The 12,403-nt window shown below is 68.0% G+C and carries 12 protein-coding genes and 4 tRNA genes; all 16 read left to right on the forward strand.

All coding sequences use genetic code 11. The features are described from left to right. The first annotated feature begins 5 nt into the window (after window positions 1-5). The 16 genes from Q8Q85_07630 (at window position 6) to rpoB (ending at window position 12,402) form a co-directional block, all read left to right on the forward strand. A complete protein-coding gene (locus Q8Q85_07630) occupies window positions 6-338 on the forward strand; it encodes a hypothetical protein (GenBank protein ID MDP3774127.1) in 333 nt (110 codons plus the stop codon). Window positions 339-397: 59 nt separating this feature from the next. Further along, on the forward strand, window positions 398-1,003 hold the full coding sequence (locus Q8Q85_07635; GenBank protein ID MDP3774128.1) for a mechanosensitive ion channel: 606 nt from the start codon (window positions 398-400) through the stop codon (window positions 1,001-1,003). A gap of 30 nt (window positions 1,004-1,033) precedes the next feature. Continuing rightward, window positions 1,034-2,629, forward strand: a complete 1,596-nt coding sequence (locus tag Q8Q85_07640) for a hypothetical protein (protein ID MDP3774129.1) — start codon at window positions 1,034-1,036, stop codon at window positions 2,627-2,629. An 86-nt stretch (window positions 2,630-2,715) separates the two neighbouring features. Continuing rightward, on the forward strand, window positions 2,716-4,179 hold the full coding sequence (gene cysS, locus Q8Q85_07645) for a cysteine--tRNA ligase (protein ID MDP3774130.1): 1,464 nt from the start codon (window positions 2,716-2,718) through the stop codon (window positions 4,177-4,179). Between the two features lie 58 nt (window positions 4,180-4,237). Further along, window positions 4,238-4,313 (forward strand) — tRNA-Thr (locus Q8Q85_07650). Between the two features lie 108 nt (window positions 4,314-4,421). Next, window positions 4,422-4,505, forward strand: a tRNA-Tyr gene (locus tag Q8Q85_07655). Window positions 4,506-4,507: 2 nt separating this feature from the next. Further along, window positions 4,508-4,580, forward strand: a tRNA-Gly gene (locus Q8Q85_07660). Window position 4,581: 1 nt separating this feature from the next. Further along, window positions 4,582-4,654, forward strand: a tRNA-Thr gene (locus Q8Q85_07665). A gap of 39 nt (window positions 4,655-4,693) precedes the next feature. After that, window positions 4,694-4,846 (forward strand): 50S ribosomal protein L33, encoded by a 153-nt coding sequence (gene rpmG, locus Q8Q85_07670; protein ID MDP3774131.1) that lies wholly within the window; start codon window positions 4,694-4,696, stop codon window positions 4,844-4,846. Beyond that, window positions 4,843-5,124, forward strand: a complete 282-nt coding sequence (secE, locus tag Q8Q85_07675) for a preprotein translocase subunit SecE (GenBank protein MDP3774132.1) — start codon at window positions 4,843-4,845, stop codon at window positions 5,122-5,124. Before rpmG ends, secE begins: the two co-directional genes overlap by 4 nt. Then, a complete protein-coding gene (gene nusG / locus Q8Q85_07680) occupies window positions 5,121-5,681 on the forward strand; it encodes a transcription termination/antitermination protein NusG (GenBank protein MDP3774133.1) in 561 nt (186 codons plus the stop codon). The genes secE and nusG overlap by 4 nt, the downstream gene beginning before the upstream one ends. A gap of 87 nt (window positions 5,682-5,768) precedes the next feature. Then, window positions 5,769-6,197 carry a 50S ribosomal protein L11 gene (gene rplK / locus Q8Q85_07685; protein MDP3774134.1) on the forward strand — a complete coding sequence of 143 codons (429 nt, stop codon included), beginning with the start codon at window positions 5,769-5,771 and terminating at the stop codon, window positions 6,195-6,197. Beyond that, window positions 6,197-6,886 carry a 50S ribosomal protein L1 gene (gene rplA, locus Q8Q85_07690; protein MDP3774135.1) on the forward strand — a complete coding sequence of 230 codons (690 nt, stop codon included), beginning with the start codon at window positions 6,197-6,199 and terminating at the stop codon, window positions 6,884-6,886. The genes rplK and rplA overlap by 1 nt, the downstream gene beginning before the upstream one ends. Next, window positions 6,886-7,410: a 50S ribosomal protein L10 gene (gene rplJ, locus Q8Q85_07695; GenBank protein ID MDP3774136.1), complete on the forward strand. Its 525-nt coding sequence runs from the start codon at window positions 6,886-6,888 to the stop codon at window positions 7,408-7,410. Before rplA ends, rplJ begins: the two co-directional genes overlap by 1 nt. A 19-nt stretch (window positions 7,411-7,429) precedes the next feature. Then, window positions 7,430-7,825 carry a 50S ribosomal protein L7/L12 gene (gene rplL, locus Q8Q85_07700; GenBank protein ID MDP3774137.1) on the forward strand — a complete coding sequence of 132 codons (396 nt, stop codon included), beginning with the start codon at window positions 7,430-7,432 and terminating at the stop codon, window positions 7,823-7,825. A gap of 83 nt (window positions 7,826-7,908) precedes the next feature. Next, the gene (rpoB, locus tag Q8Q85_07705; protein ID MDP3774138.1) at window positions 7,909-12,402 is read left to right on the forward strand and encodes a DNA-directed RNA polymerase subunit beta; all 4,494 of its coding nucleotides are present in this window, start codon (window positions 7,909-7,911) and stop codon (window positions 12,400-12,402) included. Window position 12,403 lies beyond the last annotated feature (1 nt).

The following is a 12,403-nucleotide window of genomic DNA, read 5'->3' on the forward strand; positions in this document are numbered from 1 at the left end:
GAACGATGGACAAGAACCTTCTAATCAACGTCGGACTGCTTTCGCTCGGTGGGGCCTTGTTCGGCTATACGCTGTTTCAGATCGCGGCCCGGCGGATCTCCGCTCGGCAGATCGGCGCTTCTGTCAGCGTGAGTCTGGGCGCGATCCTCGTCGGCTTCTCGTTCATGCCGCAGTCCGGGGAAGCGGGCACGCTCGTGGGTCTGGCGGGGGCCGTCTGCTTGATTTCGGGATCCCTGCTTACCGTGAGGACGCTGCGCCGCGGGGCGCCGCAGCTCCCGCCGTCGGAGACCGGCCGCAACGAACTCCCGCGCGGGGACCGGCCGACGCTGGACGGTTGACCCTGTCCGACGCCACCGGCTAGCTTGGCTGGCCTGTGGTCACCCGCGTGATGTCGATGATGAGAGCGCCCACCGCGGACCCCTGGTCCGCGGTGCGGCGCTTCTTCGTCCGCCTGCTGCACGGCGACGATCTCCTGGTCGCGCTGCTCCAGGTCGCCGTCATACTCGGCTTTGCGTTGCTCAGCAATCGCATCCTGAAGAGAGTAGCGCGGCGCATCGTCCAGCGCGCCGACGACGGCGACCCTAACACGCTGACCGAGCGGGAGCAGCGCGCGCAGACCTTCGCCCAGCTCCTGACGTACACCGGCAACATCGTCATCGGCCTCGCCGCGGTCCTCGCGATCCTCAGCATCTTCATCGACATCCGTCCGATCCTCGCCGGCGCGGGTGTGGTGGGCCTCGCCGTGGCGGTGGGCGGCCAGACCATCGTGCGCGATTTCATCACCGGGTTCTTCCTGCTCACCGAGCAGCAGTTCGCGGTGGGTGACCGAGTTCGGATCGGCACGGTCGAAGGCGTGGTGCACCGCATCACCCTTCGCATGGTGGTGCTCAGGGGCGACGACGGGGCGCTGCACTATGTCGCGAACGGATCGATAAGCGCGGTGAGCAACCTGTCGCATGCGCGGACCGGCGGGGCGAAACCGCCGGCCGCGGCGGGTCGTTAGGCGGTGCCACGGACCCCGAGACTGGTTCGCGTGCTGAAGCACGCGCTCGGCCAAGGGCAGGCCGGCGGCTCTTTCGCGGCCCGCGGGTTCCTGCTCTCGTGTCTCGGCCTGGCGGCGGCCGGTGGCGTGGCGATGGCCCAGTGCCCCGACGGCACGCCGCCACCCTGCCGCCGCGCCGCCCGCCCGGCGGCGACGGCCTCGGCGAACACCGTCGCGGTCCTCTACTTCGACAATCTCTCTCGTGACACGTCCGACGCTTATCTCGCCGACGGGCTCACCGAGGAGATCACCGCGCGCCTGGGACAGGTGGGCCGCCTGGTCGTCACGTCGCACACCGCCGTGCGGCGGCTGCGGAATGCGGCGACGATGAGCACGCCGGAGATCGGCCGCGCGCTGAGCGTGAACTATCTGCTCAACGGCAGCGTGCGGCGCTCGGCGAGCCGGCTGCGGGTCACGGTGGAGCTGGTCCGCGCCTCCAGCGGCGTGCAGGTCTGGTCCAACCAGTTCGACCAGAGCCAGGCGGATCTGCTCGCCATACAGGAGGAGATCGCGGTGGCGGTGGCGGCGGGCATCGTCGGCCAGCTGCTGCCGGGCGAGCGCGCCACCCTCGAGCGCAGGCCCACCCGCAACGCTGCGGCCTACGACGCCTACCTGCGGGGAAGCCGCGCCATCTGGGACGTGGACCCGCGCAGTACCGCGCTGGCAATCGCCGCGTTCGAGACCGCGCTCAGGCTCGATCCCGGCTTCACCGCGGCCCGAGGCCGGATAGCCTACGCCTATGGATGGGCGTTGAACTGGAACCAGCCGCTGCCCGACATCCCGGTGGAGAGCCTGCCCGCCCGGGCTCAGGCCGCCGCAGACCGGGCGCTGGCCGAGGATTCCACTTCGGCCGACGCGTGGAGCGGCATGGGGTTCGTGCTCTTCCTTCGCGACCCGCCCGACTATACCGGCGCGCTCGCGGCCATGCGCCGCGCGGTCGCGCTGGATTCCACCAACGTCTTCGTCCGCCAGAGCAACGCCGTGCTGCTGCGGCGCATGGGAGCCTTTGACGCGGCAGCGGCGGAGTATCACCGGGCGATCGAGCTCCAACCCGGCTTGAGCCAGGTGGTCGGCGACCTCGGCTTCATCGCCTACAGCCGGCGGCGCTACCGTGAAGCGGCGGGATGGTACGACAGCGCCCTCGCGCTGAACCAGGGGGCGTGGCAGCACCTGACATACCGTGCGCGCATCCGGCTGGAGCTGCGGGACACGGCGGGCGCCCGGCAAGACGCCGAGGATGCGGTGCGACTGGTCGCGGTGGCCTCGCGCGCGCTGGCGTTGAGCGTGCTCGCGCAGGTCGAGGCCCGCACCGGGGACAGCGCATCCGCCCGGGCGCGGCTCGAGCCGCTGCTCGCCCCCGTCGCCGAGGGCCCGGTTTCCGTCCGGGAGGGCTACGAGCTGGCGCTGGCGCTCGTGGCGACCGGGCAGAAGGACCGCGCGCTCGACGTGCTGGAGCGGGTGCGGCCGCGCGGGGCGTGGCTCTGGTCCTACCTCGTGTTCCCCGGCTTCGACCCGATCCGCGCGGAACCGCGCTTCGTGAGGGTCTACGAGGAGTCGCGGCCGCCGGGCGCGCCGCGGATGCCATAGCGCCTTCGCCGATGCCGCCCCGCAGCCCACGACGTGATCGTCGTGCGCGTGTTGACCCGCCCAGCCGCACGCGGCTAACCTCCACCATGCCGCTCCGCCTCCACAACACCCTCTCCCGCTCCGTCGAGCCGTTCACGCCGCTCGCGCCGCCCAAGGTCACGCTCTACACCTGCGGCCCCACGGTCTGGAACTATGCCCACATCGGCAACTTCCGGACCTTCGTCGTCGAGGACGTGCTGAGGCGCTATCTCGCGTACCGCAGCTTCGACGTGCTGCACGTCATGAACGTCACCGATGTGGACGACCGGACCATCAACGCCGCGAACGCCGCAGGCATGCCGCTCGTCGAACACACGGCACCGTACACCAGAGCGTTCTTCGAGGACCGCGACTACCTGCGCATCCTGCCCGCGCACCACTACCCGGCGGCCACGGGGTTCATCCCTCATATGGTCGCGCTGGCGAGCCGGCTGCTCGAGAAGGGCGTGGCATACCGGGGTGATGACGGCTCGGTGTACTTCGGGATAGACCGGTTCCCTTCGTACGGGCGCCTCTCCCGCCTGGATACGCGCGAGATCAAGGTGGGCGCGCGCGTTTCGAGCGACGAGTACGCCAAGGAGGACGCGCGCGACTTCGTCTTGTGGAAGGCCGCGAAGCCGGCGGACGAAGCCGTGGGCGCAGCCTGGGACGCGCCGTTCGGCCGAGGGCGGCCCGGCTGGCACCTCGAGTGCTCGGCCATGTCGCAGCACTATCTGGGCGACACGCTCGACATCCACGCCGGCGGCGTGGACCTCATCTTCCCCCACCACGAGGACGAGATCGCGCAATCGGAGGCCGCGACCGGCAAGCCGTTCGCGCGGTTCTGGCTCCACGCGGAGTTCCTCACGGTAAGCGGCAGCAAGATGTCCAAGCGGTACGGCAACTTTCTCACGGCCAGAGATCTCCGCGAGAACGGGGTGGACCCGGCCGCGGTCCGCTACCTCTTCGGCCAGACGCACTACCGGAAGCAGCTCGACTGGAGCGACGCGGCGCTCGAAGGCGCTACGGCCGGCGTGCGCCGCCTCGGCGAGTTCCGCCTGCGCCTTGCGAAGGCGCCCGCCGGCGACAGCGCCGAGTGGGATGCGTCCACGGCGACGCTCGAGCGTAGCTTCGCCGAGGCGATGGACGACGATCTCAACGTGCCGGGCGCGCTAGCGGCGGTGATGGACTTCGTGCGCGCGGGCAACGCGTTGATCGACCGCGGCGGCGGCGTCTCGACTTCAGCCGTCTCGGTGTTCGATCGCGCCACGGAAGTGCTTCAGGTCGTGCCCGCCGCTACTGAGGTCTCTCTGGGGGGCGCAGTCCAGCCGACCGGGATGGTTGAGACCTTGATCGTGCCGGCTGAGGTTCGGGAGTTGGCTGAAGCCCGCAAGGATGCCCGGGTCAAGAAGAACTGGCAGCGGGCGGACGAGCTACGCAAGCTGTTGATCGAGAAAGGCTTCGACGTTCGCGACTCGAAAGACGGCGGCTACGAACTCCGCCGAGTAACTGAGCCTCCCACCACGACTTGACCCACCCCAACGCAAGGTTTATGCTTCAGGGCTCGCGAAGTCCGCAATGGGACAGCGCGCTGACGTAGCTCAATCGGTAGAGCAGCTGATTTGTAATCAGCAGGTTAAGGGTTCGAGTCCCTTCGTCAGCTCCAGTTAGCCGGGAGGGAGCACGCAGCACCGCAGACCACGCCACCCCGCGTTTCGCGCCGCGGGGTGGTCTGTTCAGCGGACCAAAAGACGCCAGTGGGATGGGGCGCTGGGGTGGGGTGCCGGAGCGGTCAATCGGAGCAGACTGTAAATCTGCCGGCCTTGCGCCTACGAAGGTTCGAATCCTTCCCCCACCACTGCGGGCGTAGCTCAGTTGGTAGAGCGTCAGCCTTCCAAGCTGAGGGTCGCGGGTTCGAGCCCCGTCGCCCGCTCGCTCGCGTAGCTCAGTCGGTAGAGCGCGTCCTTGGTAAGGACGAGGTCAGCGGTTCAATCCCGCTCGCGAGCTTGAGACGTCGAGACCGTTTTTTCATGAGGTGGGGAGCGCATGGCCCGCGAGAACATCATCATGGCGTGCACGGACTGCAAGGAGCGGAACTACTTCACCACCAAGAACCGCCGGAAGCACCCCGAGCGTGTCGAGTGGAAGAAGTACTGCCCGCGCTGCAACAAGCACAAGGCGCATAAGGAGACGAAGTGAGCAACTGGCTCACGCTGGCGATCCTCGTGGCGGCTGTTGCCTTCGCGGGGGCGCTCATGGTATGGCGCGAGCGGGTGCGAGTGGGGGCGCGCGCCTCGGTTGTCTTCCTGGACGAGGTCCGGGGCGAGATCAAGAAGGTCACCTGGCCGGACCGCCTGCAGCTCAAGAACGCGACGCTCGTGATCCTCGCGTTCGTGGCGATCGTGGCGCTCCTGATCGGCATTCTGGACATCGCGCTCCAGTTTCTAGTGGTGACGCTGCCCGGACGCCTTTCGTGACGGGAGCCGTGACCATGGAGCACCGCTGGTACGCCATACAGACGACCGCCGGTCACGAGAACAAGGTCCGGTCGCTGATCGAGCGCCGCATCCAGGACGACCCTCGGCCGCCGGAGGAGCGCGCCATCCGCCAGGCGCTCGTGCCGGTGCAGGAAGTGGTCGAGATCAAGAACGGCAAGAAGGTCAACGTCGAGCGGAAGCTGTTCCCGGGATACGTGCTGGTGGAGATGGTCTCGAACCAGGAGACGCTCCACGCCGTCAACAACATCCAGGGCGTGATCAAGTTCGTAGGGACCGGGCGTGAGCCCATGCCCCTCAGGCAGGACGAAGTGAATAGGCTCCTCGGCGTGGAGGAGGCGGTCTCGGAGACGGAACCGAAGGAGGAGATCCCGTTCCTCAACGGCCAGGTCGTCGAGATCATCGAAGGCCCGTTCTCCGATTTCAGCGGCACCGTCGAAGAGGTGCTGACGGACAAGGGCAAGGTCCGCGTATCGGTGAGTCTGTTCGGCCGGCCGACGACGGTGGAGCTGGATTATCTGCAGTTGAGAGCCCACTGAGGGTGTAGGATGCTTCTCCCGCGACCGCGCGGGTCATCGCGGCAGCTTGCGGCGGGCATTGCGCCGCGGCGCTAGAGAGAGGGACCGATGGCACCGAAAAAGATCCAAGCCGTCGTAAAGCTCCAGATCAACGCTGGGGCTGCGACGCCCGCGCCGCCCGTCGGCTCGGCGTTGGGCCCGCACGGGCTCAACATCATGGAGTTCTGCAAGCAGTTCAACGCCAAGACGGCCAACCAGCCGGGAATGGTGATCCCGGTGATCGTGACGGTCTTCGTGGACCGCTCCTTCACCTTCATCACCAAGACGCCGCCGGCGGCGGTGCTGCTCCGCAAGGAAGCCGGCATCGAAAAGGGCTCGGCAACGTCCAACCGGCAGAAGGTAGGAAAGGTTTCGAAGGCCCAGGTCCGGAAGATCGCGGAGCTCAAGATGCCCGATCTGAACGCGAACGACCTCGACGGCGCCATGGCGATGATCGCCGGGACGGCGCGCTCGATGGGCATCGAGGTGGTGGACTGATGGGCCCGAACGGGAAGCGGTACCGCGCCTCGATCTCCGGCCTCGATCCGGCCGCGCGCTACCAACCGCGCGAGGCGATCGAGAAGATCAAGGGCGCCAAGCCCGCCAAGTTCGACGAGACGGTGGACATCGCCGTCCGGCTGGGCGTGGACCCGCGCCACGCCGACCAGATCGTACGCGGCACGGTGGTGCTGCCGCACGGGACCGGCAAGAAGGTGCGGGTGCTCGTCATCACGCAGGGCGAGAAGGTGAAGGAGGCCGAGGCGGCCGGGGCCGACTTCGTGGGGATCGAGTACATCCAGAAGATCAAGGACGGCTGGCTCGACATCGACGCGATCGTCGCCACTCCGGATGTGATGGGACAGCTCGGCCAGCTGGGCCGGGTGCTGGGTCCGCGCGGCCTGATGCCGAACCCGAAGGCCGGGACGGTGTCCATGGACGTGACGAAGGCGGTGCGGGACATCAAGGCCGGCAAGATCGAGTTCCGCGTGGACAAGACCGGGAACGTGCACGCGCCGATCGGCAAGCTGAGCTTCTCGGTCGAGCAGCTCGAGGCCAACTACCAGGCGTTCATGGACACGATCGTCCGGGCCAAGCCGCCGGCGGCGAAGGGTACCTATGTGAGGACGGTCGCCGTCTCGAGCACGATGGGCGCCGGCTTCCGCATCGACACGGGGCTGTATCACTGATGAACAAGACCGACAAGCAGAGCATAGTCACGGATCTGGGTGCCAAGCTGAAGGGCGCGCGCTCGATCTACGTGACGGATTTCCAGGGGCTCAACGTCGCGCGCGTGAGCGACCTGCGCCGCCGGCTGCGGAAGGCGGGGGTCGAGTATGTGGTGGTCAAGAACACCCTGGCCCGGCGCGCCTTGCTGGACGCCGCGGTGGGCGGGCTGGACGACCACCTGCACGGCGCCACAGCCCTCGCGCTGACCGCGCAGGACCCGGCGGCCGCGGCGAAGGTGCTGACCGAGTTCGCCAAGGAGTTCCAGAAGCCCTCGGTGAAGGCGGCGGTGATAGAAGGGCGGGCGGTCACGCCCGCGCAGGTGAAGCGGCTGGCGTCATTGCCGCCGCGGGAGCAGTTGCTGGCCGAGCTGGGCGCCGCGATGCAGGCCCCGCTGGCCGGGTTCGCGGGGGCGCTGTCGGCCCTCCTGTCGTCGTTTGCTGGCGCCCTCGAGGCGCTCAAGACGCAGCGCGAGGGCGCTGCCTGATCTGGGAGAAGAGAGACCAATGGCTACCAGCACCGCACTGAGCAAGGACGATATCCTCGAGGCGATCGGCAGCATGACGGTCGTCGATCTGGCAGACCTGATCGAGGCGTTCAAGACGAAGTTCAACGTGACGATCACCGTCGTTGCGCCGGCAGCCGCCGGTGGCGCGGGCGCGGGCGCGGCCGCACCCGCCGAAGAGGAACAGACGGAGTTCGCCGTCATCCTCAAGGAAACGGGCGCGAAGAAGATCCAGGTCATCAAGGTCGTCCGCGAGCTGACGAGCTTGGGCCTGAAGGAGGCGAAGGACCTCGTCGACGGCGCGCCGGCCACGGTCAAGGACGCCGTCAGCAAAGCCGAGGCGCAGGCGATGAAGGCGAAGCTCGAAGAGCAGGGCGCCACCGTCGAGCTGAAGTAGCCGGGCGGTACGCCCAGGATCGCGGAACATGGTCGGTGTATGCCCCCCACCCGGGGCCTTTTGCGCTGCGCGAAGGATGAGCGATGAGTGACAATCTCCCGGTGATCTCGTTCGCCAAACTCGGCTACGGGATGCCGATGCCGCACCTGCTCGATATCCAGACGAGGGCGTTCCAGGCGCTCCTCACGCGGGACACGGGCGAGCGTCCCGATGTCGGCCTGGACCGCGTCTTCCGGGACCTGTTCCCGATCACGGACGTCAACGAGAACTACTCGCTGGAGTTCGTGAAGTACGCCATCGGCGAGCCGAAGTACTCCGTCGAGGAGTGCATCGAGCGCGACATGACGTACTCGGCGCCCCTCAAGGCCACCCTCCGGCTCATCATCATGGAGGAGATCACGCCGGGCACGAAGCGGCCCAAGAACATCCTCGAGAAGGAGGTCTATCTCGGGGAGCTGCCGCTGCTCACGCCGCTGGGCACCTTCGTCATCAACGGCGCCGAGCGCGTGATCGTGTCGCAGCTGCACCGGTCGCCGGGCGTGGTGTTCGAGGAGACCATCCACCCGAACGGCCAGCGGCTCTTCTCGGCGCGCATCATCCCGTTCCGCGGCTCGTGGGTCGAGTTCACCATCGACATCCACGACGTCGTGTTCGTGCACATAGACAAGAAGAAGAAGTTCCCGGCCACCGCGCTGCTGCGCGCGTTCGGGTACTCGTCGAACTCCGACATCCTCGAGCTGTTCTACGCCAAGAAGGAGCTCGACATCACCGGCAACCTCCAGGCGCGCAGCCAGCGCCGGGAGATCCTCGGCACGCTGCTCGCGGCCGAAGTGCCGAACCCTGAGGACAAGAAGGGCGAGCCTCTGGCGCGCGAAGGCGACGAGCTGACGCTGGACCTGCTCCAGGCGCTTCGCCGGGCCGGCCTTGCGTCGGTCACCGTCTTCGCGGGCTACACCCAGCTCAACCTGCGCGACGACCACGACCAGCCGACCACGACCCGGGAGCGGGAGCACCGGCAGGTGCTCGCGTTCGACGTCGCGGACCCCTCGACCGGCGAGGTGCTGGCCGAGCGAGGCAAGGACCTGTCCGAGACCCTGCGCAAGCGGCTGCGGAAGGCCGGCGTCACGCGGGTGGACGTCTTCCTCCCGGGCGGCCGCGGCGAGTCGCCGCTGATCAAGAACACGCTCGCCAAGGACCCGACCGGCAACGAGGCCGAGGCGCTCGCTCAGATCTACTCGCTGCTCCGCCCCGGAGAGGCGCCCAACCTGGAGACGGCGCGCTCGGCGCTGGAGCGGCTGTTCTTCTCGCCCAAGCGCTACGACCTCGGCCGGGTGGGCCGCTACAAGATCAACCAGCGGCTCGGCGTCAACCGCCCCCCGGACCACACGGTCCTCACGGAGGACGACTTCATCGCCATCGTCCGGTACCTGATCGACCTGCACGAGGGGCGCGGCTACACCGACGACATCGACCACCTCGGCAACCGCCGGGTCCGGTCGGTGGGCGAGCTGATCGCCAACCAGCTCTCGGTGGGCCTTTCGCGCATGGCGCGGCTCATAAAAGAGCGGATGAGCATCAACAACGACCCGGAGAAGATCACGCTGGACGACCTGGTGAACGCGCGGACCGTCAGCGCGGTGATCCAGGCCTTCTTCGGCAGTTCGCAGCTGTCGCAGTTCATGGACCAGACCAACCCGCTGGCCGAGCTGACGCACAAGCGCCGGCTCAGCGCGCTGGGCCCGGGCGGGCTCACGCGGGAGCGCGCGGGCTTCGAGGTTCGTGACGTGCACTATTCGCAGTACGGCCGCATGTGCCCGATCGAGACGCCGGAAGGCCCGAACATCGGCCTCATCACCAGCCTCTCGACGTACGCGCGGGTGAACGAGCTGGGCTTCATCGAGACGCCGCTCCGGGTGGTGAAGGACGGCCGCGTCACCAGCGACATCAAGTGGCTCTCCGCCTCGGAAGAGGAGAGCTACGCGGTCGCGCAGGCCAGCACTCCCATCAACCCCGACGGCACGTTCCGGGACCCGGGCGTGTTGTGCCGCAAGCGTGACGATTACCCGATGCTGTCGCCCGAGCGGGTGGATTACATGGACGTCGCGCCGGAGCAGCTGATCTCGATCGCGGCGGCGCTGATCCCGTTCCTCGAGCACGACGACGCCAACCGCGCGCTGATGGGCTCCAACATGCAGCGGCAGGCGGTGCCGCTTCTCCTGCCGCAGGCGCCGCTGGTGGGCACCGGGCTCGAGACCAAGGTCGCCACCGATTCGGGCGCGGTGGTAGTGGCGCGGCGGGCGGGCGTGATCAAGCGCGTAACCGCGGACGAGATCATCATCGACACCAACGTCGGCAACGACCGGCGCATCGATCACCCGCTGGCGCGGCTCACCCAGCACGACCGATACCGGCTCAAGAAGTTCTGGCGCACCAACCAGGACACCGCCATCAACCAGCGGCCGGTGGTGCGGCAGGGGCAGGAGGTCGCGGCCGGGGAGGTCGTCGCCGACGGCGCGGGCACCGAAGGCGGCGAGCTCGCGCTCGGCGCCAACGTGGTCGTGGCGTTCATGCCGTGGTACGGGCACAACTTCGAGGACGCCATCGTCCTCTCCGAGCGGCTGGTGAAGGACGACGTCTTCTCGTCGATCCACATCCAGGAGCTGGAGCTCCACGTCCGCGACACCAAGCGCGGCCAGGAGGAGATCACCCGCGAGATCCCGAACGTCTCCGAGGAGTCGCTCGTGGACCTCGACGAGCGCGGCATCGTGCGCATCGGCGCGCACGTGAAGCCGGGCGACATCCTGGTCGGGAAGATCACGCCCAAGGGGGAGACCGAGCTGTCGCCGGAAGAGAAGCTCCTTACGGCGATCTTCGGCGAGAAGGCCAAGGATGTGAAGGACAGCTCGCTCAAGGTGCCGCCGGGTATGGAGGGCGTGGTCATCGACGTGAAGATCTTCTCGCGCGTCGAGGACCAGGTGGTCGAGAAGGACCGCGGCGAGCGGATCGGCGAAGTGCGCCGGCTCGAGGCGGAGGAGAAGGCCCGGGTCACCGCGGCGCTGCACGAGGACCTGCTGCACGAGCTGCTGGGTCAGGACGTCGGCCTGATGCTGAAGGCCGGGACGGTGGAGGAGTACCTGCCCGCCGGCACCGAGCTCACCAAGCCGGTGCTCGAGGGCGTGAATCTGGGCGACGTGGACCTCAAGACCTTGCGGGCGGGAACGAAGGTGGCCAACGAGCGCATCCGCCAGATCATCGAGGCGGCCGCGACCGAGCGCGCCAAGGTGGAAGAGAAGGCCGAAGACCAGATCGACAACATCCTCCAGCCGGACGAGCTGCCGCCGGGGGTGATCCAGCTGGTGAAGGTCCACATGGCCGAGAAGCGGAAGATCTCGGTGGGCGACAAGATGGCGGGCCGCCACGGGAACAAGGGCATCATCGCGCGGATCGTGCCGGAGGAGGACATGCCGTTCCTCCCCGACGGAACGCCGGTGGACATCGTCCTCAACCCGCTGGGCGTGCCGAGCCGCATGAACGTGGGGCAGATCCTGGAGACGCACCTTGGCTGGTGCGCGAATCTGTTGCGCTTCAAGGCCAAGACGCCGGTCTTCCAGGGCACCAACGAAAACGAGATCGGGTTGCTGCTGCGGCTGGCGGGCCTCAAGTGGGCCGCGCACGCGCTGGGCCTCGGGGCTGAGCCGCCGGCGCTGGACCACGAGACGATCAAGCAGATGCTGGGGGACCTCGCCAGGGTCCCGGCCCAGAACGGCGACCGGCCGGACCTGTCGACCGTGAGGCTGGAGCGCCTGGGGAGCCGCGCGGCGAGCCAGGAGACGCGCGACCTGTACCACGGCGTGCGCGACTTCCTGGTGGAGGCGGCCAGGGAGCTGGCGGTGCGCGAAGTGGCGGGCTGGAAGGACGCGATCGCGGCTCACGAGCGCCTGCTCGGTGACGAGGAGGTGACGAAGGCGCAGAAGGCGGACCTCAAGAAGGGCCAGAAAGCGCTCGAGTCCCTGCTGGAGAAGCACCAGGCCCCGGAGGACGTGCTCGAAGTGACGGGCCTTCCGGCCCTGGCCGCGATGCTGGGGAAGAAGACGGACCACGACGTGGACGCGGCGGCCGCCGCGCTGCTGCGACTGGGCGGGCTCACGCCCACCGGCAAGGCACGCCTGCGCGACGGACGCGGCGGCGAGCAGTTCGAGAACGAGGTGACGGTAGGCTCCATCTACATGATGAAGCTGTCGCACCTGGTGGACGACAAGATCCACGCGCGCTCGATCGGCCCGTACTCGCTGGTCACCCAGCAGCCGCTTGCCGGCAAGGCGCAGTTCGGCGGCCAGCGGTTCGGCGAGATGGAAGTGTGGGCGCTGGAGGCGTACGGAGCGGCGCACACGCTGCAGGAGATCCTGACGGTCAAGTCCGACGACGTGAACGGCCGCAGCCGAGTGTACGAGGCGATCGTGAAGGGGCAGAACCTGCCCGAGCCCGGCATCCCGGAATCGTTCAACGTGCTCGTGAAGGAATTGCAGGCGCTCGGCATCCGGGTGATGCTCGGCACCACCGAAGACGGTGAGGAGTAAC

It is taken from the genome of Gemmatimonadales bacterium (genome assembly GCA_030697825.1).
Classification (GTDB): Bacteria; Gemmatimonadota; Gemmatimonadetes; order Gemmatimonadales; family JACORV01; genus JACORV01.